This is a genomic window from Streptomyces sp. NPDC018019 (assembly GCF_044327805.1).
Classification (GTDB): Bacteria; Actinomycetota; Actinomycetes; order Streptomycetales; family Streptomycetaceae; genus Streptomyces.
The window spans coordinates 39,091-62,366 of record NZ_JBIRGD010000028.1; the positions used below are offsets into that span (position 1 = coordinate 39,091).

21 protein-coding genes are annotated in these 23,276 nt (G+C 70.8%); 1 reads left to right on the forward strand and 20 read right to left on the reverse strand.

Annotation, left to right across the window (positions count from 1 at the left end; genetic code table 11):
* Window positions 1-86: 86 nt before the first annotated feature.
* From ACH4FX_RS34285 to ACH4FX_RS34295, 3 genes are all read right to left on the reverse strand, one after another.
* A complete protein-coding gene (locus tag ACH4FX_RS34285; protein WP_398485352.1) occupies window positions 87-629 on the reverse strand; it encodes an MOSC domain-containing protein in 543 nt (180 codons plus the stop codon).
* Window positions 626-925 carry a hypothetical protein gene (locus ACH4FX_RS34290; protein ID WP_398485353.1) on the reverse strand — a complete coding sequence of 100 codons (300 nt, stop codon included), beginning with the start codon at window positions 923-925 and terminating at the stop codon, window positions 626-628. The genes ACH4FX_RS34285 and ACH4FX_RS34290 overlap by 4 nt, the downstream gene beginning before the upstream one ends.
* A 71-nt stretch (window positions 926-996) precedes the next feature.
* Entirely contained in the window at window positions 997-2,796 is a 1,800-nt protein-coding gene (locus ACH4FX_RS34295) for a carbamoyltransferase (RefSeq protein WP_398485354.1), read from the reverse strand.
* 258 nt (window positions 2,797-3,054) lie between these two features.
* Here ACH4FX_RS34295 and ACH4FX_RS34300 point away from each other — a divergent pair, with 258 nt between their 5' ends.
* A complete protein-coding gene (locus ACH4FX_RS34300; RefSeq protein ID WP_398485355.1) occupies window positions 3,055-4,032 on the forward strand; it encodes an alpha/beta hydrolase in 978 nt (325 codons plus the stop codon).
* Between the two features lie 110 nt (window positions 4,033-4,142).
* Here the strand turns inward: ACH4FX_RS34300 and ACH4FX_RS34305 are convergent, their stop codons facing one another.
* The 17 genes from ACH4FX_RS34305 to ACH4FX_RS34385 all read right to left on the reverse strand — a co-directional run bounded on the left by ACH4FX_RS34305 (window position 4,143) and on the right by ACH4FX_RS34385 (window position 23,152).
* Window positions 4,143-5,891, reverse strand: a complete 1,749-nt coding sequence (locus tag ACH4FX_RS34305; protein WP_398485356.1) for a fatty acyl-AMP ligase — start codon at window positions 5,889-5,891, stop codon at window positions 4,143-4,145.
* 254 nt (window positions 5,892-6,145) lie between these two features.
* Window positions 6,146-7,864, reverse strand: coding sequence for a fatty acyl-AMP ligase (locus ACH4FX_RS34310; protein ID WP_398485357.1), 1,719 nt, complete (start codon window positions 7,862-7,864; stop codon window positions 6,146-6,148).
* Window positions 7,861-10,593, reverse strand: a complete 2,733-nt coding sequence (locus ACH4FX_RS34315; protein ID WP_398485358.1) for an aminotransferase class III-fold pyridoxal phosphate-dependent enzyme — start codon at window positions 10,591-10,593, stop codon at window positions 7,861-7,863. The genes ACH4FX_RS34310 and ACH4FX_RS34315 overlap by 4 nt, the downstream gene beginning before the upstream one ends.
* Window positions 10,590-10,850 carry an acyl carrier protein gene (locus ACH4FX_RS34320; protein ID WP_398485359.1) on the reverse strand — a complete coding sequence of 87 codons (261 nt, stop codon included), beginning with the start codon at window positions 10,848-10,850 and terminating at the stop codon, window positions 10,590-10,592. The genes ACH4FX_RS34315 and ACH4FX_RS34320 overlap by 4 nt, the downstream gene beginning before the upstream one ends.
* A gap of 34 nt (window positions 10,851-10,884) precedes the next feature.
* Entirely contained in the window at window positions 10,885-11,451 is a 567-nt protein-coding gene (locus ACH4FX_RS34325) for a 4'-phosphopantetheinyl transferase superfamily protein (protein WP_398485360.1), read from the reverse strand.
* A gap of 10 nt (window positions 11,452-11,461) precedes the next feature.
* Window positions 11,462-11,719 (reverse strand): phosphopantetheine-binding protein, encoded by a 258-nt coding sequence (locus tag ACH4FX_RS34330; protein WP_398485361.1) that lies wholly within the window; start codon window positions 11,717-11,719, stop codon window positions 11,462-11,464.
* Window positions 11,712-12,575, reverse strand: a complete 864-nt coding sequence (locus ACH4FX_RS34335) for an alpha/beta fold hydrolase (protein WP_398485362.1) — start codon at window positions 12,573-12,575, stop codon at window positions 11,712-11,714. The genes ACH4FX_RS34330 and ACH4FX_RS34335 overlap by 8 nt, the downstream gene beginning before the upstream one ends.
* A complete protein-coding gene (locus ACH4FX_RS34340) occupies window positions 12,562-13,563 on the reverse strand; it encodes an NAD(P)H-dependent flavin oxidoreductase (protein ID WP_398485363.1) in 1,002 nt (333 codons plus the stop codon). Before ACH4FX_RS34340 ends, ACH4FX_RS34335 begins: the two co-directional genes overlap by 14 nt.
* Window positions 13,563-14,390 (reverse strand): hypothetical protein, encoded by an 828-nt coding sequence (locus ACH4FX_RS34345; RefSeq protein ID WP_398485364.1) that lies wholly within the window; start codon window positions 14,388-14,390, stop codon window positions 13,563-13,565. Before ACH4FX_RS34345 ends, ACH4FX_RS34340 begins: the two co-directional genes overlap by 1 nt.
* Window positions 14,387-14,632 (reverse strand): acetyl xylan esterase, encoded by a 246-nt coding sequence (locus ACH4FX_RS34350; protein WP_103545809.1) that lies wholly within the window; start codon window positions 14,630-14,632, stop codon window positions 14,387-14,389. The genes ACH4FX_RS34345 and ACH4FX_RS34350 overlap by 4 nt, the downstream gene beginning before the upstream one ends.
* Window positions 14,629-15,507: a diiron oxygenase gene (locus tag ACH4FX_RS34355; RefSeq protein ID WP_398485365.1), complete on the reverse strand. Its 879-nt coding sequence runs from the start codon at window positions 15,505-15,507 to the stop codon at window positions 14,629-14,631. Before ACH4FX_RS34355 ends, ACH4FX_RS34350 begins: the two co-directional genes overlap by 4 nt.
* 40 nt (window positions 15,508-15,547) lie before the next feature.
* Window positions 15,548-16,519, reverse strand: coding sequence for a hypothetical protein (locus ACH4FX_RS34360; protein WP_398485366.1), 972 nt, complete (start codon window positions 16,517-16,519; stop codon window positions 15,548-15,550).
* A 255-nt stretch (window positions 16,520-16,774) separates the two neighbouring features.
* Entirely contained in the window at window positions 16,775-17,380 is a 606-nt protein-coding gene (locus tag ACH4FX_RS34365; protein WP_398485367.1) for a response regulator transcription factor, read from the reverse strand.
* Between the two features lie 111 nt (window positions 17,381-17,491).
* Window positions 17,492-19,090 carry a (2,3-dihydroxybenzoyl)adenylate synthase gene (locus ACH4FX_RS34370; RefSeq protein ID WP_398485368.1) on the reverse strand — a complete coding sequence of 533 codons (1,599 nt, stop codon included), beginning with the start codon at window positions 19,088-19,090 and terminating at the stop codon, window positions 17,492-17,494.
* Between the two features lie 314 nt (window positions 19,091-19,404).
* Window positions 19,405-19,908 (reverse strand): GNAT family N-acetyltransferase, encoded by a 504-nt coding sequence (locus ACH4FX_RS34375; protein WP_398485369.1) that lies wholly within the window; start codon window positions 19,906-19,908, stop codon window positions 19,405-19,407.
* On the reverse strand, window positions 19,901-21,157 hold the full coding sequence (locus ACH4FX_RS34380; RefSeq protein ID WP_398485370.1) for an MDR family MFS transporter: 1,257 nt from the start codon (window positions 21,155-21,157) through the stop codon (window positions 19,901-19,903). Before ACH4FX_RS34380 ends, ACH4FX_RS34375 begins: the two co-directional genes overlap by 8 nt.
* Before the next feature lie 9 nt (window positions 21,158-21,166).
* Window positions 21,167-23,152, reverse strand: coding sequence for a YcaO-like family protein (locus ACH4FX_RS34385; RefSeq protein WP_398485371.1), 1,986 nt, complete (start codon window positions 23,150-23,152; stop codon window positions 21,167-21,169).
* Window positions 23,153-23,276: the final 124 nt, after the last annotated feature.

The following is a 23,276-nucleotide window of genomic DNA, read 5'->3' on the forward strand; positions in this document are numbered from 1 at the left end:
GGGGCCCGCGGACGTCGGGCGGCGGACATGCCGAACCGCCCGCGTAGTCGGAACGCGGGCGGTCGGGCGAGGCGGCGGCCTGGGGGTCAGACCCGGCCGAGCGGCAGATGGGGCTCCTGGGGGAATTCCACCTCGATCGCGTCACCTGGACGCACCACACCGCCCGCCCGTACGACGCTCATGATTCCGGCCTTGTGCGTGACGGCACCGGCGTCGTCCCGGCCGACGACGTGTTTCAGCAGCCCGCCCTGGAAGTCGTCGATCTGCTTGCAGGGCGCGCGCAGGCCGGTCACCTCCAGCACCGCGTCACCGCCGATCCGCAGGACCGTGCCTACGGGCAGGCCGAGCAGGTGGATGCCGCGGGTGGTGATGTTTTCCCCGAGCGCCCCGGGCGCCACCCGGAACCCCGCGGCGCGGAACTCCGCCAGGGCCTCCTCGGGCATCAGATGGACCTGGCGCAGGTTCGGCCGGGTGGGATCCTGCTCGACTCGCACCCGATGCCTGACCGTCCGACCGGCGTGGGCGTCGCCCGCAACACCCAGGCCGGCCAGCAGGGTGATGCTCTCCCGGTTCGGTTTGCTGAACGCGTGTCCGCTGTCGCGGCTGACCGCCGTCACCGTCCCGGTCACGCGCCGGAACCTCCCGCGCGGGCCCTCGCGCGCTCACGGCACGCGACCTTCGTCGCCTCGACCGTGCTGCGGGCCAACGCGACTGCGTCGAAGAGGAGTTCGCGGCGCATCGCGTCGCCGCCGGGGACGTGCTGCTGGGTGCGCAGCAGCACGGCGGCGCAGGACAGGGCGTCGCAGGCTGCACTGATCTCCGGAGGGATGCGCCGCAGCCGCGGGGCGCGCAGCTCCGAGGCCAGCCTTTCCAGGTCGCGCACGACCGTCGTGAGGTCCACGGTCGTCTCCTGAACGGTACTCACCGAACGACTCCCTTCTCGTCCCCGGCGCCGGGACGCCGCTCACCGGCGTCCCGGAGGGAGGACCACAGATGTCAAGCGGACTGGTCCGTCTTCGTGACGAGGTAGTTGCCGAGCACCAGGTAGTCGATCTCCGTGCCCAGGAAGCAGTTCACCGCGTCGGCCGGCGAGCACACGATGGGCTCGCCCGCCACGTTGAACGAGGTGTTGATCAGGCAGGGCACGTCGGTCAGCGCGGTGAACCGGCGCAGCAGCGACGTCAGCAGCGGCGCGTCCTCGTCGGTGAGCGTCTGCACCCGGGAGGTGCCGTCCACGTGTGTGGCACCGGGGATGATGTCGTGGTACTCCGGCCGCACCGGGAAGACGAACGTCATGTACGGCGAACGCTTCTTGCGGCCCATCTCGAAGATCTTCGGGGCGTCCGACTCCAGCACGATCGGCGCGAACGGCCGGAACGGCTCGCGGTGCTTGACCCGCGTGTTGATGACGTCCTTGATGTCCGGGAACTTGGGGTTGGCCAGGATGCTGCGGTGTCCGAGGGCCCGCGGACCGTGTTCCAGCCGGCCCTGGAACCAGCCGATCACGACCTTCTCCGTGAGCAGCTTCGCCACCTGGTCGACGACCTCTTCCTCGGCCAGCCGGGTCCACCACACCCGCCCGGTGAACTCGCGCAGGGTCTGCTCGATCGTGGCGCTATCGTACTCCGGTCCGAGGTAGGGAGTGACCGAGTCGGCGAACTTCACCTCGGCGGTGTTGTCCGGGTGATTGGCCCAGGCGTGGACGGCGGCGCCGATGACGACTCCGGTGTCACTGGCACCGAAGCTGACCGACATGTCCTCGAAGCGCGAACCCTCGAGCAGCTTGGTGTTGTTCACGCAGTTCAGCGCGAGGCCGCCCTCGAACAGCAGGTGGTTCAGCTCGGTGCGGGCCTCCAGCGCGCGGAGCTGGTGGCTGGTGACGACCGTGAGCATCTCCTGTGCCGCGGCGGCCAGATTGGACTTGTACTCGATGGTGTCCTCGTGGGGTCCGAAATACTTCTCGAACAGGTCGTCGAAGGCACGGCCGTTCTCCGGGTCGTGCGGCCGGCAGAGGGTGTAGCGCCCGTCCTCGTGCAGCTGGACGATGTGTTCGAGGAACGGGTTCGGGGAGGGCGGCTCGGCGAACCCGGAAAGGCCCATGACCTTGTACTCGTCGTTGTTGGGCACGAAGCCCAGGTACCGCGTGATGGAGGCGAAGAGATTGCCGAGCGAGTCGTTCGCGCTGATCGTCGACTCGTCGAAGACCCGGATCCGGCCGTCGCGGATCTCACCGATCAGGGAGGAGAACAGTTCGGCGCGGCCGTCACTGATCAGAAATGCGGTGTCCTTCTTCCCCGCCATGTAGTAACCGGTCATCGCATGCGCGAGGTGGTGCTGCACGAAAACCACCTTGTCCGGATCCGGGGTGAACCCGGTACGTGCGGCGAAGTCGGCGAGGATCGCGTCCGGGCCGAGTGCCCCGTCGAACAGCGCGCCGAGGTGGCTCAGCCGGAAGACCTTGTCCGCCGGCTTCATCGGAGCGGCGGCCAGTTCGGCCATCATCGCGTCGAACACCTGGTCGGAGAATTTCCACGGTATGGCGATGAGATCGACGTCGGAAAACTCGATCCCCGCCTTTTCGAGGCACCACTTCACCGCGTTGGCGGGGAAGTCGGAGGTCTTCTTCTCCCGGTTGAGCCGCTCTTCCTCGACGGCGGCGACCAGCTTGCCGTCGATCAGCAGCGCGGCACCCGCGTCATGACCGAGAACGTAATGCTTTTCGGTGCCAACCGCGCCATAGTGCTCGGCGAAGAGTTCTGCGCCCCGGGTGAACCCGTTGCACCCCAGAACAATCATGGCAAATTCCTTCTCTGTTGTGCTGAGTCGCGCGGACACTCGAGCGGCTTGTCCCGCCAGCGAATTTCCCGGTCAGGCTACCGGCGCAGATCAACCCGCCGCAATGTGCGAGATCCACCGCCGGATATGCGTTTCTCACATCCGCACAAAAAAACGTGACTGTCGAGTACAGTAAGAGCCCAACTGCCGCTGACTGATTTCCAGCGGCATTCGTATGCGCCGTAATTCCGCATCGAGCCAGTCCTGGGGAGGGCTGCTATGCCACTGGACCGCATACTCCGCAACCTGATCGCCTGGCAACGCGCCGACGGCCCTCCGGTTCCGGTCCGCGACCTGGGGATCACGGAGGCCCGCGAGCGGTATCTCGCCAACGCCACCAGCCAGCCCCGGCAGGACGGGGGCCCGCGCGACGCCGTCATCGCCGTCGACCGGACGGTCGACGCCGCGGACGGGGCGACGTTCCGGTGCCGGGTCTACACACCGGGGACGGACGAGGGGCGGCTGGTCACCTATCTGCACGGCGGCGGCTGGGCGCTGGGCGACGTCGACAGCCACGACCAGGTCTGCCGCATCGTGGCCGCGTCGCTGGGTGCGGTGGTCGTCTCGGCCGACTACCGCCGGGCACCGGAATTCCCCTATCCCACCCCCCTCCTCGACGCCGTCGCCGCGGCGCGCTGGGCGAGTGGCGCCTTCCCCGGACGCGACCACGTGCTCGCCGGTGACAGCGCGGGCGCCAGCCTGGCAATCGGTGTCACACTGGACGCGCGCGACACTGGCGACCTGAGGTTCGCCGCCCAGCTCCTGCTGTACCCGCCGGTGGACCCGCGGCTGCTGTTCGCCGCGGCCAGCGACCACGCCGAGGGCTATCTGCTGTCGGTCGACGACATGGCGTACCACTACGACCTGTACGTCCCCGACCCGCAGCGGCGTTTCGACCCCGCGATCGACCTGCTCAGCGCGGACTTGCGGCACCTGCCGCCGGCGGTGGTCGCGACGGCCGAGTTCGACCCGCTCCACGACGAGGGCGTCGAACTGGCCGACAAACTGGCCGTCGCCGGGGTGCCGGTCCGTCATGTGCCGGGGCCGGGTCTGGTGCACGGCTACTTCCTGATGCAGGACATCGTGCCCGCCGCCGCCGCCCGCTCCCGGGTCGTTCTCCAGAAGCTGGACACGGCGCTGCGCACGACGCGCCGTCCCGCGGCCGGGCGGTACGCCGAGACGGTGGGGGTGGACTGAGCCGCCGGGGCGTCCGGGCCGGCCGGGCGTCCGAGCCGACGAGGCGCCGACCGGGACTTTTCCCCGGTCGGCGCCTCGGCCTGTCGGCGGCCGGCGTCAGGCGGCCGGCGTCAGGAAGCGGCCCGCTTGCGGCGCCGCTCGCGCAGAACCTCCGTCACGCCCGGCTCGTGGTCGGCGTACATCACGTTCAGTTCCTCGTCCAGGAACAGCCGGCGCATCACCACGCGCTGGATCTTCCCGCTCGTGGTGCGCCGCACCCCGCCGCGCCGCAGCAGGCAGACCCCGCCGACGGGGACCCCGAACGTCCGGGCCACCGTCTCCCGGATCCCGTCGGCCAGACCGCGCAGGCGCTCCTCGGCCGGGCGGCCGTGGACCTCGTGCGTGACGACCAGCGCCTCCTGCGGGACGAGCCCCGCCGTCGGCACGGTGAACGCGGCCCCGGCGGAGGCCAGTTCGGGGTACCGCGCCCGCAGCTCCCGCTCGACGTCCTGCGGATGGAGGTGCCGGCCGCCCACGGTCAGCACCTCCTGGAGCCGGCCCGCCACATAGAGCTCGCCCTCGTGCACGGCCCCCAGGTCGCCGGTGCGCACGTACCCGCTCGGTAGGAAGGCGTGCTCCGTCGCCGACCGGTTGTTCCAGTACTCCCGGGCGAGGCTGGGGCCCCGCAGCCATATCTCGCCGATGTCCCCGGGCGCCGCTTCCTCGCCGGTACGCGCGTCGGCGATCAGCACGTCGTAGTCGTGAGGTGTCCCGCAGCTCACCAGCTCGACCCCGGCCTCGGCCGGTACGAACCGGTGCCGCTTCAGCTCGTCGGCGTCGACCGTCGTGACCACCGCCTTGCGCCGCGCCGCGGTGGAGACGAAAACCGTCGCCTCCGCCATGCCGTAGCAGGGGCAGAGCGCGTCGTCGCGCAGCCCCGCGGGGGCGAAGCGCTTCGCGAACGCATCCAGCGTCGCGATGTCGATCCGCTCCGAGCCGTTCGAGGCGATCCGCCACCGGGACAGGTCCAGGCCGGCCAACTGCTCCTCGGTGACCCGGGCGCAGCACAGTTCGTAGGCGAAGTTCGGTGCCGCGGACGAGTAGACGTCGTAGTCACTGATCAACCGCAGCCAGTGGTGCGGCCGTTGCAGGAACGCGCTGGGACGCATCAGCACGCAGGTGGCGCCGAGGAGCAGCGCGGGCAGGAGCTGACCGAGCAGCCCCATGTCGTGGTAGAGCGGCAGCCACCCGCCCAGCCGCACGTCCGCCGTCAGTCCGAAGGCGCGGCGCTGGCTCTCCACGTTGTGCAGGAGGTTGCCGTGGCTGAGCACGACGCCCTTGGGCTCGCCCGTCGTACCGGAGGTGTACTGGAGCATCGCGACGGTCCGTTGGTCCGGCTCCCGAGGTGTCCAGGGCCCCGGGTCTGGCAGGGCTCCGCCGTCCGTCGCCACCACCCGGGCGCCGAGCCCGCCGGTCTCTGCCCCGGCCCGGACCTCGGGCAGGTTCTCGCCGTCGGTCAGCACCACGGAGGCCGCGGCGTTGCGGGCGATGCCGCTCACCCGCTCCTGCTCGTGGCGGTAGCGGCCGGGCAGCGGGGCGGGTACGGCCACCACTCCGGCGTACAGGCACCCCGCGTACGCGGCGGCGAAGTCGAATCCGGTCGGGTACAGCAGCAGCACCCGGGTACCGACCGGGTAGCGGGCGGCCAGCCAGGCGCCGATCCTCCTGGCCTCGGCGTCCAGGTCGGCGTACGACCACCGGGTGGCGCCGTCGGGTCGTTCCACGTCGTCCACGAAGATCACCGCGGTGCGTTCCGGTGTCGAGAGCGCGTGCTCACGCATCACCGCAGCAGCACTGATGGCATGCGGCAAATCGACCATGACCCTCAATTCCTCTTTCCTGCCGCGTGCACGGCTCGATACCCCGGGACGTCGTGCCGACGCCTCGTCAGGGGCGGGTGGGTGGAGTGACGGATGTGCAGGAGTCGGGCATCACGACAGGTGGGTGGCCGCGACCGGCCGCCGAGGCGGGCGCGACGGGGAAGGCGGCCCGGCCGCCCGGGGGGAAAGGTGGCCGGGCCGCCCGGCTGGCGCGGGGCCGACGCGGTGGCGTGACCGCGGCGGGCCCGCGGCTGTCACCGGGGCGCTGCCCCGCTCTCGCCTCGGATCGGGGCGGCCGCGCCCTCGACGAACAGCTCCCGGGCCTTGGCCCGCTGGAGCTTGCCGCTGGTCGTCTTGGGGATGCTCCGCTTCGGCACAAGATGGATCGCGGCCGGGGTCACACCGGTCCGTGAGCTCACCGCGGCCCGCACGGCCTGGCGCAGCGCCTCGTGCTGCTCGCCGTCCAGTTCGGTCTCGACGATCAGGTGGAGTTCCTCGGAGTCGGCGTCCTCGGGCCGGTGCCCCACCGCAATCACGGCGCCCAGGCGCACCCCGGGCACGGTCTCGGCGGCCTGCTCGAAGTCCGAGGGGAAGTAGTTGGCCCCCCGCATGATGATCAGGTCCTTGGCCCGGCTGGTGATCCGCAGGCTGCCGTCGCGCAGGTAGCCGATGTCGCCGGTCCGCCACCAGTTTGTCGCGTCCGTCGCGGCGGCGGACTCCTCCGGCAGGTCGAAGTACCCGGTCGTGCGCGAGGGACTGCGGAACTGGACGTGTCCGATCTGGTTCTCCCCCAGGGGCTCGCCGTTGTCGTCCACGACACGGACCTCCGCGCCGGCCACGGGCACGCCGCAGTCGACCACCTGCACCGCGGTCGGGCTCTGCGGGTCGACGTCGACCACCCGTCCCCCGGTGACGGCGGTCTCCCGGTCGATGGAGTCGTACCGGAACGGCGCGTCGGGCCGCTTGACGGTGATGACCAGGGTGGCCTCGGCCATCCCGTAGCCCGGTGTGAACGCCCGTGGCGGCAGACCCCACCGGGAGAACCGCTCGACGAAGCGCCGGGCGGTGGCGGGCTGGACGGGTTCCGCGCCGCAGACCGCCATGCGCCAGCAGGACAGGTCCACGCCGTCCAGCTCCTCGTCGCGCACCCGCGAGGTGACGTAGCCATAGGCGAAGTTCGGCGCGGCGGCGACGGCACCGCGGTAGGTGCTGATGTGCCGCAGCCACTCGCCCGGGGCGCGCAGGAAGCGGGTGGGGGGCATCAGCACCGTGCCGCCGCCGACGTAGACGGGGCACAGGACGCCGGTGATCAGCCCCATGTCGTGGTACAGCGGTGCCCAGCTGACCGTCGTGTCCGCGCGCGTCCACCCCGTGGCGTCGGTGAACTGCTGGCAGTTGGCCGCCAGGGCGGCGTGCGAGATCATGACGCCCTTGGGCCTGCCTGTCGAGCCCGAGGTGCACTGGATCAGCGCCGTGTCGTCAAGGTTCGGCCGTCGGATCGGGTGCGTGGGAGCGTCACTGGCGGTGGCCCGCGCGTACAGTGCGGCGCCGGCGAGCAGGGTCGCGCCGGCGAGCTCGGGCAGGGCCTCGATGACGGCTTCCGTGGTGACGACCGCGGCAGGCCGCAGATACGCCACCAGTTCCTTCATCTGGCCTGCGAACCCGGCGGCGCCGCCGAACCGTATGGGCACCGCGATCGCCGTCGGTACGGCGCCGAGCAGCTGGGTGCCGAAGAAGGCGGTGAGGAACTCTACGCCCGTGGGCAGGCAGAGCAGCACCCGGTCGCCGTGTCCGACTCCCCGCTCGGCGAGGGCGGCCGCGCACCGGGCGGCGTTGCCGACTAGGGCGTCGTAGCGCAGGGTGTCCTCGATGCCGGGCTCCGGGATCAGCGTGAGCGCCGATCCGTCGGAGCCACGTTCCGCCTCTGCCAGCAGAGCGTGCCACACGCTCGGGAACGGGTCTGTCGCGGTCATCCGATGTTCTCCTCGATAACGCTGCTGAGCTGATCGACGACCCACGGCCGCACCGAGACGTCGTCGGAGACGATGCGGGCGGGGTGGAATCCGTGCCGGCCGGCCAGGTCCCGGGCGGCCAGCACGCCGGCCGAGGTCAGTCCGCCGTACGACGGGCTCGGCGTCGTGGGCTCGAAGCCGAGCAGAATCGTCTCGGCCAGGCAGGAGTAGAGAATCCCCGGCGGCAGTGTGATGCCCGGGAAGCGGGGCGTCTGCAGTCCGGGAAGCTGGATGCGCCCGCCGGAGACCAGGGTGACGTTCGACAGGCCCGCCACCGCCGGGTGCACGTCACCGGGGACCGCGAGGTCGCAGACCAGCACCTTGCGGTCGCCGGCGAGGTGGTGGGGCAGGATCACCGGGTCGGCCGAGTTGGTGGCGCTCACCACGATGGGGCAGTCCCGCAGCGCTTCGAGGTCCTCGGCGACCGACACGTCCGTCACACCGGTGAGCCGGTCGGTGACGGTGGCCAGCCGCCGCGCCGAGCCCGGCCGGCCGACCAGCACCAGCGACTCGCAGTGCGGGGCGACCAGTTCGGCCATCACCGCGCCGATGTTGCCGACGCCGCCGACGAGTCCCACGCGGCGCTCGCCCGCCCCGGACTCCAGCAGCGTCAGACGCAGCAGGTCGTAGGCGCAGGCGGCGGTCAGGGAGTTGCCCGACGTCACCCTCGTACGGTCCTCGACCACGTCCCGGGCGGCGTTGGTGACGATCGACGTGTGGCCGCCGAGACCGATGACGTCGGCACCGAGGGAGACGGCCAGCTCCACCCCGTCGAGCACCGTCCGGCGCAGCCACGGCCCCTGACCGGCCCGCAGCGCGGCATTGGCCTGGGCGGCGGTGAACGGCACGGCCACCATGACGACCTCGACGGTGCCCCGGGTCTCGGACGTGACGCGGTGCCGGACGACCTCGAACGGGTCGAGCTCCCCCTGGATCCGGTCGAGCGCGGCCGCGCACTGCTCGTCCGACCAGGCCGCCAGTTCCGGCGCCATCGCCCCCAGCTTGCCCGGCACGTCCAGGTTGGCGAGGAACACGACGCGGGGCACCTCGGCCCGGCGCGCACCGCGGCGGACCAGCCGGCTCTCGCGAGGCTGCGGTACATGCTGCCGCGGCTGCCACTCACCGGTCGGCGGTACGGTCAGATGCTCGAGGAGCGAGGCGTAGTCGCCGCGCGAGAGCAGCCCGGCGACGTCGTCGAACGCCGCCGCGACGCGGTCCACGTCGGCCGGCTGGAGCAGCGCGGACGGCTGGACGCGGACCGTCGTCGGCGCCGACAGGGTAGGGATGACGCGGATCCGGTGCGTGTGCAGCAGGCGGCCCGCGATGAGGTAACCCAGCGACTCGGAGTCGAACACCTCGCGCAGGAGCCCTGATTCGGGCCGCGGCAGACGGAACTCCACTCCCAGCAGCAGTCCGCGTCCGCGCACCTCGGCGACGGCGTCCGGCCAGCGGGCCGCCACCTCGTCGAGCCGTTCCCGCAGCAGCGCGCCCACGTCGCCGATCCGCTCGCGCCAGTCGAGGGCCAGGCGCACCGCGGCCGCCGCGATCCGCGAGGAGAAGTCGTCGTCGGCGAAGGTGGACGTGTGGTGCCGGCCGAATTCCGGTACGTACCGGTCGGCGGTGACCAGCAGCGCCGACACCTTGGCCAGTCCGCCGCCGAGGGACTTGGAGAACAGGTAGTAGTCGGCGACCACGCCCGAGGACTCGGAGGCGAGGAAGGTGCCCGTGCGCGCCATGCCGCACTGGATCTCGTCGAAGACCAGGGCCGCTCCATGACGGTCGGCCAGTTCACGCAGGGCCGTCAGGGTCTCGACGGGCACCTCGTGCACGCCGGCCTCCCCCTGCACGGGCTCCACGAAGCAGGCGGCGAGCGGCGACAGATGGCGTACGACGGAGTGCGGCACACCGTCGGCGTCGATCGTGACCGGGTACACCGGCAGGAGTTCTGCGTCGAGCGCGGTCACCACCGCGCGGGGCGTCCAGTCGTGCAGCCGCAGGTGCCGGGGGCCCGGTACGTGCAGGTCCGCGGGCACGTTGCCGCCGTGCGTCAGCGTGCCCGCGCCGGTCGTCTTGCCGTGGAAGGCGTTCTTCAGCGAGACGAAGACCGGGTCGGCCCGTCGCATCGCGGCGATCGTCTCCAGCCCCTCGGTCAGCAGCTCCTCGCACGGCAGCCCGGCCGCGGGCCCGCTCGCGCACAGGACGTGCCCGACACCCTCCCTGCGCACGCGGCGCAGGGTCAGCTCGAACTCCTCCTGCAGTGCGCCGAGTCGCCGCCTGCGCTCCACCGTGGCGTGCTTGACCGCGGCCTCCACCGCGTCCGCGCCGGTGCTCCCGAGGGTCACCACGTACCTCGCACCGGTCGTGGCGCCGACGGTGTCCGACAGAAGCCGGGCCAGCTCGGCGGCGCCCGGACGGAAGCTTCCCTGGGCGTTGAAGGGGACCTCTTCGTCGAGGCACCGCCGCGCCACCTCGACCAGCGCCGGATGGTTGTGCCCGAACAGCGACGAGCCCGCACCACCGACGAGGTCCAGCACCTGGTCCCCGGTGCCGGAGCCCGCCTCGCCGTCCGGCCGCTCCAGCGTCAGGTGATCGCCCCGGCCGGCCCGGTAGGTGACGTCCAGATGCAGGGCGCGGAAGAGCCGGGCGAATTCCGGCCGGGCGTACCGCGCGAAATCCGAGTCGGCACTCATGCGGCGTTTTCTCCTTGCCCCGGCCGCACCATGAGCGACGCGGTGACGTGGTCGACGGCGTCGCGCAGGGTCAGCATCGACGCCGCCTGCTCGTCCGAGATCCGTATGCCGAAGGTGTTCTCCATCTCGATGACCAGATCGATGGACCGGACGGAGTCGAGCCCGTAGTCCACCAGCGGGACGTCCGGGTTGATCTCGGATATGTGCAGTCGTTCGCGGAAGAGTTCTTCGATGACCTCGAAGACATCGTGGATCATTGGTTCTTTCCCCATTCGAGGCGAGATGTGAAGTTCAACGCCGTATCGCCACGGCGAGCGAGAGATCTGTCTGCGAACGCACCCGGACCGGCACCGACGCCCCGCCGTACGAGGCGCGCAACGCGTCACCGGGCCGGCTGAGTTCGATCTGCCAGAACACGAAGTCGCCCAGGGCGGCGATGGCGTTCAATGCCTTGAAAGCCGCTTCCTTGGCGACGAACAGCTCACCCGGGCTGTACTCCCCGTCCGGCGCGAGCAGGGTCTGCCGCTCCCGCCGGCGAAAGACGAACCGGGCCATGCGCTCCGTCACTGCCGTGTCCTCGATGTCGACCCCGACCGCCCGGGCACCGGGCACCACCGCCGCGACCGCCAGGCGCTCGGTATGGGAGATCGAACCGGGGAACCCCCGCGGGAAGACCGGCCGGCCGTCGGGGGCGCGGGGCACGACCCGATCGGCCGACCCGGCCGAGGCCAGCGCCGCGCCGGCCGCGCGGCGCCCCGCCGCGAACTGCTCGGCCGGTCCGTGGGGCCACGGCACCGGGTGGAAGCCCAGTGCCGTCTCCGCCGCGACGCCCCTGGGGAGCTCCAGATCGACGGTCACCACGGGCCCCTCAGCCGCGCAGGGCGACGACGTGGCCGGCCAGCGAGTCGATGGAGCGCAGTACCTCCGGGTGCACTTCGTCGTCCCATTCGAAGCCGAACGCGTCCTCCATGGCCACCAGCAGGCTGACCAGCCCGGTGGAGGACACGCCCGCCTCGCGCAACGACATGTCGTCCGGCACACCGCTGACGAAGCGGTCGTTCCCGAACAGGTCGGTCAGCAGCCCGCGAATGCGCTGCCGGGCGGCCTCGACTTCCTGGTCAGACATGTGCTTCCGCTTCTTCGACGAACTTTAGGACCAGCGTCTGGAAGGTCTCGGGGTCATCGAGGTAGGGCACGTGACCGGCGTTCGACATGATCTCGCAGCGGCCCTTGGGGAACAGCGCGGCCAGATCGCGGCCGCGTCCCGGGCTGAGCAGGATGTCGTCGTCGCCGAGGACGATCAGGGTCGGCGCGACGACGCGGGACAGCAGCTCGGGGCTGGTGTCGCCCTGCTGGGCCAGGGTCAGGCCGTTGATGAGCTCCTCGGGGGTGTTCATCGCCATGAAGCTCTCCCGCAGCCCCAGGAAGCCCGGCGTACCGCCCTCCTCGTTCATCTCGCCGGCGATCACCTCGGGGTACATGTGGTTGTACAGCGCGGCGATGCCCTCGTTCTTCAGGGTCAGCAGCCAGGCCCGGTTGAGCTGCCGGTGCCGCCGCATCCCGCGCAGACCGAACACCGGGCCCGCCAGCACCAGCCCCCGGACCCGGTCCGGGTACTCCAGCGCCACGTCCCGGGCAAGCTGGGTGGAGGCCGAGGTGCCGACCAGGTACGTCGACTCGATCTCCAGGGCGTCGAGCAAGCCGATCACGTCGGCCGCGTGCTCCTCCCAGGTCGGCTCCTGGGACAGCCGCGTCGACGCGCCGTGGTTGCAGAAGTCGTACGTCACCACGCGGTGGCGCCGGGACAGCTCCCCGGTGTACTCCCGCCAGAACGGCGCGGTCAGGAAGAAGTTGTTGAGGAAGGTGATGGCCGTGCCCTCACCGACGGACTCGTAGTAGAGCTCGACCCCGTCCCTGGTGCGGGCGCGCGGCGCGTCCTGGTGGTACGACAGGTCCTGCTGCGTCTCTTCATCGACTGGCATTGCTTTCCACCCTTGTCTGATTTCTGGCTTCCGCGCCCGGGAGGACGCGCGCGAACTCGGCGACGACGGCGGCCGCGGGGACCTCGTGGGAGACGGCACCGCAGGACAGGCCGCAGTACATCGCCATCTCATCGATCCGGCCGGTGGTCGCTTCGGTCGGCACCGCGGAACTGAACCGCGGCACCAGGTAGGGCTTTCCTTCGACCACCGTGCGGCCGATGAACTTCTTGGCCTGCCCCGGGTCGGCGGTCGCGGAGGTCGCCAGCACCCGGTGCCGTCGACCCGGCCAGCCGATCTCGTAGACATCCGTGATCACGGTGTCGCTGCCCTTGGCGGCGGTCACCGCCCCCTTGAAGTAGGGGTGCGCCCGGGACTCGGTGGCGACGACGAAGGCGGTGCCCAGCAGTACGCCGTCGGCGCCGGCGGCAACGGCCCGGCCGGCCTCCTCGGGCGAGCCGATCCCGCCCGAGGCGACGAGGCAGGCGTCGGGCATCCGTGCGCGCAGCGCGCCGACCAGCTCGTCGCGCCGGGCCGTGCCGAGCAGATGACCGCCGGCCTCGACGCCCTGGGCCACCACCACGGCGCCCTGCTCGGCCGCGCAAACCCCGTCGGCAACGGTCCCGACCTGGACTACGACGGGCCGTCCCGCCGCGGCGACCCGCTCGAACACGGCGTCCTCGGGCAGACCGAAGAACGACAGGTGCACGCGTTCCGGGGTCTCGTCGAGCACCTGCGCCACCTGCCGGTCGAGTTCCCGCGGCCCGACCACCTCCGGGATCAGGTTCACCCCGACGGGCCGGCCGGTCCCCTCGGTGAGCCGGGCGAGCATGGCCGACAGCGCGTCACCGACCAGCTTGTAGCCGCCGGCGCAGCCTGCGGCGCCCGCATCGGACACCGCGCAGGCGAGCTCCGTCCCGGCGACGCCGCCCATGCCCGACTGCAGCAGGCTGACCTCGACGCCGAGCGCCTCCGCCAAGGAACGACGCATCAGCCCAGGCCCTCGACTGCCGACACCGCGGCGGCGACGCCGCCGAACCGCTGGGTCAGAGTGTGCACCCAGCGCTCCAGGCCGAAGGCCAGGCAGCTGGTGTGCGCCGTGGCGTCGCCGGCCTGGATGGCGCATCGCTCGCCGAAGAAGTTCCGGTGGTAGTTCACCGACCCGATCGCCAGGCCCTCGACGACGAACTCCTCCTTCACCGGGAACAGCCGCTGCATCTTCGCCTTGCCACTGTTCTTGTCGAAGAAGGGGTCGGTGGCCACCTCCACCCGGACGTCGAGGCCCAGCTCGGCGCAGAGGGCGAGCACGGCGTCCTTGGCGCGCTGAAGGTGGTTCTTCGCGCCGTCCTCGGGGCCGACGAAGACGATCTCGCGCATCGAGAAGCCGAGCAGCCGTTGCAGGCCGTCGTAGTGGTTCTCGTTGCGGAAGCAGGTGCCGACGGTAGTCCGCGTGGTGCCCTCGGCGGGGACGGCCGTACCCGCCAGGTCGACGTAGATCGCATAACAGGCCGCCGACGGCAGCGCGAAGCCGCTCGGCTCCATCACGTCGGTCGGTATCCGGTCCACCGGGCGGGACGACTCGGCCAGCATGGGGCCGACGCGCTCGGGGTCGAGCCGGGTGGCGGTGAGGCCGAGGTGCGGGAAGTTGTCGTAGTAGTCGAACCGGTCGAGGTCCTGGCACCGCATCAGGAACGGGTACCGGAACTCCGGGGCGTCCCAGCCGTCGGCCAAGCGTCGGAACACCGAGTCGACGGCCCGCAGCAAACGCAGTTGGCCACCGTCGATGGTGCTCAGGCCGTTGTCGGTCACTGTGGTCATCGCGCTGCTTTCTGCTCGAAGAATCGCGCCTCGATCGCCTTGACGGTGCGGAAGTCGTCCAGATTCACGTCTTCCGGGTCGATGGCCTCGCCGGTGATCTCCTCCAGCAAGAAGATGAACTCGACGAATGCCAGCGAGTTGATGGCCCGGCTGTCGATGAGGTCTAGATCGTCGGGTACCTGGCCGAGCTGGGGATTGCGTCCGAGGATGAATTCCCGGACCGTCTGTACGGGATTGGTCATTTGATGATTTCCCTGCCGACGCCTGACTTGGTGAGGAACTTCCTTGTCCGCTTGAGCACGTCGTCGTGCGCCTTCAACCGGGCGGGGTGCTCCAGCGCGCGCCGCCGCAGCGCCAGGGCGTCCGGGATGCCGGCGTCGCGGTAGGCCGCCGGGTTGTAGAGCGTGGCGATGCTGTACTGCAGGTAGTTCTCCAGGTACTCGGCGACCAGCGGCACCTCGTCCGGGTCGCGCCTGGCCATCTGGCCGAGCAGATGGGTGAAGATCATCCGGCCGAACGCGACGTGCCGGCTCTCGTCCTGGTGGTGGACCCGGTTGATCTCACGGGCGATGGGCGGCAGCGACTGGTCGGTCGCCATGTGCGCGTTGTAGTAGTCGACGATCTCCTCGAAGATCAGGATGCGCGCGAACACGATCAGCTCGCGGGCCACCGGGGAGAGGTGTTCGACCGAGTCCGCCTTCAGCGTCGGCTGCGCCGGGTAGAGCTTGCCACCGTAGCGCAGGCAGAACTGCGCGAAGAACCACATGTGCTCGTTTTCCTCACCGATGAAGTGGTGCAGGAACTCCGACACATCGGCGTACGGGCGCTCGTGGATGCGCATCACGACTTCGCTCATCAGCTCGCGGATGCCGTGGATGTTGAGGCTGAAGAAATTGATCGCCTCGAACCTGGTCAGCGCGATCTGCTGTTCGCGGGTCAGCTCGTCCCACATCGGTGTGCCGGCCAACGTGGTCAGGCTCTCGCTCATCCACGGCTGGTCGGGCTCGATGGCCTCGGGCCAGTCGAACATCGTGTAGGGGTTGTAGTAGCCGGATTCGGCCAGGTTCTCCAGCCGACCCAGGTCAAGGACAATCGGCTCGATTTCGCGTACCGCCATTTTCACTCGTCTTTCCCGACGCAGTGGCCGAAGATTGGATTCAACGAACCGCACGAATGTCCGCGCGCACCTGGATCGGCAGCTGCGAGCCGCATTCGTGATGGCCGAGGGCCGCGTTACCGGACGCGGTGGAAGGGATCACCTTGTTGTAGATCGACCCGAGGCACAGTTCCTGGAAGGCCCCGGTGTCCGCCGAGAGCCGTGCGGCCAGCTGCGCCTTGGCGATGTCGACGGTCCTGAGCGCACCGTCCTCGTCCTCGACCTCAACACAGGCATGCGGCAGATCGAGAGCCCCGCCGAGCACGCCGCAGAACCAGCCCCGCTTCGCCTCGGCCCGGTATCCGGCCGCGCGGAACCGCTCGGCCAGGAACAGGCTCGCCGCGATACAGCTCGTGGCACCGAGAGAGTGCACCAGCCGGTAGTCGGCCTGCATGGGTACGGGGATCATCTGCCAGCGGTAGCCGGCGTCCAGGTAGTCGTGGACGAGCTGCCGCAGCACCGGCGAGACCAGGGGCGTACGCGCACCGGTCGTGGTGACCGTCGCCGTGTACTCGGCCGAACCCGCGCTCGCTGTCGGCGCCGTCACCTTCTCGACGCGCCCGCCGAAGCGCTGGACGTCCGGTTCCTCGAGGTGCCAGGGCGCCACGCCGGCGCAGTCGACACACTCCATGCGGACCCGGAAGTCCCAGGACTTCGGGCGCAGGAGATCGTCGACGGGCCGGCCGGCGAACCGGAACAGCATGCGGAAGGCGAGCTCCGGCTGTGTCGTCGACTTGTCCGAGTACATGCCGAGGTTGTAGAGGTCGTTGGCGTCGAAGCAACGCACCCCGGCGCGGTCCTCGAACGGCAGACCCGCCTCGACCAGAGTGTCGATGTCCGCCGCGTCGCAGCCGAGCATTTCCCGCGCCAGGGATTCCGGCTGGATCCTGTTGGAATACTGGCCGGGAATGAATTCGATGGAATCCGCCACTTTCCCCCAGGACACCTGCGAGACGGCGGCTTGGTGCGGCACGACCTACCTCCCCAGTCAGCAATTACTGGCCGGATTCCAACCAGTGCCACAAACCTAGCAGCCGACAATCACACCGCGACAGATTCACTTCACATTCGTCGCCATGCGTTTTGCATGGCGACGAATGGAAAAACAATGCCGCCGAGTGGCATCAGGTAGTTGTGGAACGTGATGCGGGGCACACCGCACGTCACACGTGTGACGCCCGGGACCGGCGCCGGGGCGCGCCGGGATCCGCCCGCGCGCCCGGGCGCCTCAGATCCACTGCAGATCCCGGGCAATGCGCAGCGCGTCAATACGGTTGCGCGCACCTATCTTCGCCACCACGGACGAAATGTAGTTGCGCACCGTCCCCTCGGACAGACACAGCCGATCGGCGATCTCCTCCATGGTGTCGCCGCGGTCCAGGTGCTCCAGCACGGACAACTGCCGCAGCGTCAGCGGACAGTCCCCGCCCGCCACCGCCGCCACCGTCAGCTCGGCGTCGAAGGCGCGCTCGCCTTGGTGCACCAGGTGGACGGCCTCGAAGAACCGGCGGGGCGGGGCGCTTCTGCGCACCATTCCGTCGATCTCACCAGTGAAGGCCCTGCGGACGACCGACCGGATGCACACGGTGGCGACCAGCAGGGTCCGGCATTCGGGAAGGATCGCGATCTTCTCGGCGAGGTCGATCGTTTCACCGTCCCTGCCGTCGAAACTGATGACCACGACGTCGGGCCGGTGCAGCTCGGCGAACTCCAGCGCCGCCAGCTTCCTGTCCACCGAGCCCGCCACTTTGATCTCCGCACGCTGTTCCAGTAAAGCCGTCAGTGCGGACCTGGACAGATGCAGCTCGTCGAAAACCATTACGTCGATGCCCACTCGACTCCTCCGATCGGTTCGTATCGCATATAACGCTGACCTACGCGTACGGAAATCGGCCTTTCTCTTGTCCCGGGAGCGCGGGTGAGAAGATTTCTCGTGCATTCCACCTCAGTCTTCGAGCCGGGCCCTGAGCGCGCTCTTGTCGATCTTTCCGACGGCGGTCAGCGGCATCCGGTCGAGCACCACCAGCCGGTCGGGGAGCTTGTACGGCGCGATGCCGCGGTCCCTGAGCCCGTCCCGCACCTCCGACAGCGTCGGGGGGTGCTCCGCCTCCCGCGGGACCACGCACACGCAGGTCTGCTCGCCGAGCTCCGGGTGCGGCACACCGATCACGGCAGCCAGGGCGATGTGCGGGTCGCCGAGCAGATGCTGCTCGACCTCTCTGGCCGGCACCTTCTCCCCGCCCCGGTTGACCACGTCGTTGGTGCGCCCCACCACCTCGAAGTAGCCCGCGGCCGTCCGCCGGACCACATCGCCGGTGCGAAAGAAGCCGTCACCGGTGAAATGAGCGCGGTTGCTCTCCTCGGCCCGGTAGTAGCCGCGCACGGTGTAGGGGCCGCGGGTCAGCAGTTCCCCTTCCTCACCCGGCCCCGCCTCCTGACCGTCCTCGCGGATCACCCGTATCTCGTCGGCCGGCGCCAGGGGGCGGCCCTGCGTGTGGAAGACGACGTTCTCGGGGTCGTCCAGCCGCGTGTAGTTGAGCAGGCCCTCCGCCATGCCATACACCTGCTGCAGGACACAGCCGAGTCCCCCGGGCACCCTGCGCGCCGTCGCGGGAGGGAGCCTGGCCTTGCCGACCTGGAGCAGTTCGAGCGACCCCAGGTCGTGCCCGGTCCGCTCGGCGGCGTCGAGCCACAGCGACACCAGCGGCGGCGACAGCGAGGTGACCGTCACCCCGGCGCTCTCGATCAGGGGGAAGCACAGCTCGGGGGTGGGTGCCATGGCCGGCACCACCGTGCCTCCCATGCGCAGCGTGCCCAGCACGCCGGGGCACCCCAGGGCGAAGTTGTGGCCCATGGGCAGCGCGCACAGATAGCGGGTGTCCCTTCTGAACCCGCACAGCCGTGAGCTCTGGCGCAGCTGGTACGCGTAGTCGGCGTGCGTGCGCGGGACGAGCTTCGGCGGCCCGGAGGTGCCCCCGGAGAGCAGGAAGAAGGCCACCTCCCGCGCGTCCGGCACCGGCAGGGCCACCGGGTCCCCGTCGACCTCCGCGAGCGCCGCGAAGGGGCCCGGGTCGCCGGCCACCAGCACGTGCCGCAGCATGCCCGCGCCCGCCAGCACGCCCTTGGCGATGATCCGGTAGTCGCAGTCGAGCGCCTCGTCCGCGCAGACGTACATCACCGCTTCCGCGCTGTTGACGAGGTGGACGATCTCCGCCGTCCGGTGCGCGGGATACGCGAACACCGGCAGCGCCCCCAGCCGGAAGAGGGCGATGCACAGCACCACCAGCTCCACGTCGTTGGGCAGTTGGACGACGACGCGGTCACCGGCGCGGACACCGAGGCCGCGCAGTCCGGCGGCGAGCCGGTCCGCCGCCCGGTCCAGCCCGCCGTAGGTCAGGGTGCGGGTGGCGGTGACGACCGCCGGCCTGTCCCGCGCGTCCGGTGCGGACATGGGCAGGCTGCCGAGAATCTCGTCGTTCCAGTACCCCCTGGCCCGGTAGTCGTCGGCGCACGGCTCGGGCCACGGCACGCAGCCCTCAAGCATGGTGCGCCCCGGCCCTCGGCACAGAAGTGGCCCGGTGGGCCCGTCGGCCGTGCCGTCCCGGCTTCTCGTACCGCGAGACGCCGAGGGCGCCGGCCTCGCCCACATGCTCCTCCACCCGCATGTCGCCGCGCCTCCCTCTGTCCGTCGGGTCCCAAGGACCTGCGGCAGAGCAGCCTGGCACCGGGAGTCTGGCGACTTTCTGTACGCGTTCTTTAGAAGGCGTGGCCAAGGGCTGTGACCGAGGCCTCCGGAGGGTGGGACGGCCCCGCGTCACATGGGGTCGACCGGCCGGCGCCGTGGCGCCGTCAGCCCGCTCATGGCGGCGGCAGAGGGCGGGCGAGGAGATCGACGCCGTCCGGCGGACCGGTGAGTTCGCCGGCCTTCGTCCAGCCCCACCGCCGGTACAGCTCGCGGGCCGGCGCCAGGGTCGACGCGGCCAGCACGGCGTACCGCTCGGTGCGGTCGGCCAGCAGCAGCTCCAGCAGCGCCCGTCCGTGCCCACGGCCCCGCAACTCCCGTACGACCGCCAGCTCGTAGACGTAGAACAGCGGCTGGCGCAGCCACCGCGGGGCGGGTGCGACTGCCCGCGGGTGCCACCAGCTCTCCTCCCGGCGCACCCCGTAGGCGAAGCCGCCCATAGCGCCGCCGTCGAGGACGGTGGTCACCGAGAAGCCGGGCAGTCGCGCGTGCTCGGCCAGCTGCGCGGCGAACGCGTCCGCCGCCGCGGCGTCCTCGTGGTACGGCGGCTCCCGGTAGACACGGCGGTAGACGTCACGGAACTCCTCGGGCCGGCGGACCTCGGCCGCGCGCTCAGGCATCGGCAGGCTCCCGCACGGCGTGCGCGGGCAGCACCCGGTCCAGCCGGGCCAGCACCAGGACCGCGGCGAGGCAGCACAGGCCCAGCGCCAGCCACGGCAGGCCCGGCCCCCTCACCAGCAGCCAGGTGAACACCGTCGGCGCCAGCACCCGGGCCAGGCTCCACATCAGCTCCTCCAGCCCCAGGTAGCGGCCCCGCACCCGCTCGGCGGCGATCGCCACGGTCAGCGCGCTGCTGGTGGGCGCTTGGAGCAGCTCGGCGGCGGTGAACACGACCATTCCGAGGACGAGCCCGCCGAAGGCCACCCCGGGGTGGCCCGTCGGTACCGTCGCGAACAGGGCGAAGGACACCGCCCACAGGGCGGCCGCGGCCTGCAGCACCCTGGGCCTGCTGCGCCGCTCGACCGCCCTGGCCACCAGGGTCTGCGCCAGCACCACCAGCACGGTGTTGATGGCGAACAGCGTGCCCGGCTGCCACGCGGGCAGTCCGCGGGCGTCGATGACGTAGGCACTGAGCAGCACGGTCAGCGCGAGATCGCACAGCGCGAACACCCCGACGGTGACCAGGACGCCGAGGAACGCCCGGTCGGCGAGCACCTCCCGATACCCGCCGGGCGGCAGCGCCGTGCCGTCCGCGGCCGGCGCCGGCCCACCGCCACGGGGCGCGGCGGACCGGCGCCAGGTCCCGACCAGCCCGGCCGCAACGAGGAACGACACCGCGTTGAGCACCACCACAGCGGTGTAGCCCCCGGTGCCGCCCCAGCCGACCAGTGCGCTGCCGAACAGCCCGCCGACGCCGATCCCGACATTGCGCAGCGACCGCTCCATCGCGTACCAGCGCGCCCGCTGACCCTCGTCGGCGACCTGCGCCACCAGGGCGGCGGCAGCGGGACGGAACTGGCTCTCGCCCCACAGCGTGACCGTGACGAGCGCGACCAGCTGCCATGGCGTGTCCGTGAAAACGTAGCCGCTGAAGGTCACCACGCGGATCAGGTTGCTCGCAACCACCACCCGCCGCGGCCCGATCCGGTCGATCACCGGTCCCGCCAGTGGTCCGGCGGGCAGCGAGAGCAGCGCCGCGGCCGACAGCATCAGGCCGACCGTGGTCAGCCCGATCCCCTTGGCTCCATGGAAGTACACGACGGCGAACGGAAGAAACATCCCGGTGCCCAGCGCGTCCACGACCTGCGCAACGATCAGCGGCCCGCGACCGCGCGTGTTCGGCAGACCAAGTGAGTCGATGACGGCCATGGGTGCTCCTTACGCGTGAGGCAGCGGAAAGACGTTGAACTCTTCCTCGGCCAGCGGCTCCGACCGCCAGCCGAGCCGGACGCCGACGCGGCCGATCCGGCCTTCGCCCCACATCGGCATCCCCGCGGGAAAGTTCGAGACCAGGCCGGGCACGATGGTGTGCACAGCGCTGAAGCCGGCCGCCTCGACGTCACAGGTGGTCAGGTCGACACTGATCACCTCGAAGCCACGCGCTTCGACCCGTTCCCGATACGCCGCGAGCCGCCGTTCCGCGAGCGCCGGGAGCCCGTCCCAGGAACCGGTGGGCAGGTCCCGCACCCAGGGGGCGACCCGCTCCCCGGCCCGCGGGTCGAGATGGAGCTGCTGCTGGCACAGCAGGTCCCGCACATCGGCGAAGTCTGCGCGGTAGGAATCGAGATAACGTCGGTCCGCGCGGTGCGGCTTGAGGTTGCCCAGGTGCGGCAGCTGCTCCTGGCCCTCCGCCAGCGCCTTGTCGTTGTCGAGGTAGTGGCACGTGTGGTGCAGGGTGAATCCCTCGGCAAGCGCTTTCTCCGCCGCCTCCTGCGCGTCGGGCCGCGCGGCGAACCCGATGGTCAGCCAGCGGTTGGCGCGGTCGAACACGGCCGCGGCCAGCACCGGGACGTCGAACTCGTTGTCCAGGTGGATCAGGGTGATCTCGTAGACGTCCAGGCTGTCGTGGACCAGCTCGCGGATCCGGTCGGGTATCGGCAGACGGGGCAGGCGGGGCGCGTTGGCCCACCACAGCATGGTGGTGTCACGCTCGATCACTTCCTCGAGACCCGAGGTGACGGCCTGTTCCTCGGTCACCCCGGCCGCCACGCCGGCCACCAGGGGATCGGAGTAGGCGACCGGGTCGTGCTCCCCGTGGGCGACCAGGAAGGCGGGTACCCACACCGGCTCTCCCGTCGTCCACGAACGGCCCTCGACCCAGGCGCACTCCGATTCGGTGGTCAGCGGCGCGAAGGGGAAACCGTCGCTGTGGTACTGCCGCTGCGAGTACAGATGCAGCCGGCGGGGGTCCAGCGCGGGCACCCCAGCCCTGCGGAGCGCGGCGTGGCTGCCGTACCGGAGCCGGTCCTGCGGTAGCCAGCTGCCGCAGTAGCGTTCAACGGCCTCGCCCACGGCGCTGCGACGGGCACCGTCGAAGCCGGACCACGAGGTACCGAACGCCTGCCGGTCGTTGGGCCAGTCGGCGACGCGCCGCATGTCGGCGACGTCGACCGCGCACACGCGCAGCCGGGTCGGCATACCGGGCAGCGGGGCCAGCTCCTGGACACCGGTGACCACACCCACCTGGTCGTCCACGAGCAAGTCCGCCTCGGCGTCACCCCGCGCCACGGGCCGGGGCCGGGTCGGCACCGGCAGCACCGTGCGATGGATCCGCCCGAAGTCGCGCGCGTCGAGCTCGATCTCGCCCACACTCGCCCCGTCCGTGACCCAGCGCTCCAGGTACGCGCCGAGCTGTGCGGACACCCAGCGGGCGTCACCGCCGCGCAAGGGGACACCGGCCGGTTCGGTCGCGTCCCTCATGGCCACCAAGACCCGGGGGTCGGGAGCGGCGGCAAGCCGGCGGTCCAGTACGTCCATGAAATCGGCCGTCGCGCCGGGCGTGATCGCCGGTCCGAGGACGGCACGGCCGCGTTCCCGGCGCAGCGGCAGCCAGCGCACACCGAGGCCGCCGCAGAGCTCGTCCAGGCGGGCCAGTTCCGCGTGGGCGGGATACGCGAAGGCAGCAACGAGCACGGTGTCGCGGGCGTCGACGCCGACGAGGTCCCGAGGGGCCCGCTCGACGCTCGCGTAGCCGGTGGGTCCAAGCGCGTGGGTGATCGGGGCGATGAGCTCCGGCGAGCCGGTGAGCAGGACCGTTGTGCGCGCGAGCCGGGCCGCTCGCTCGGCGTCCTCCGTGGCCGGGGCCGTGCGCAGGCAACCGTCTTGCCGCAGGACCTCGACCACCTCGGCGTATTCCGGTGCCATTCCGGAAAGCAGTTCGGACCGCGTCCTGGTCCCGTCACAGCGAGCCGCCCAGGCGCGGAACTCGGACGGGGGAGCGGAAATATGGAACTGCCCGCCAGCGGCGGTCACGAGAAAGCACAGGTTC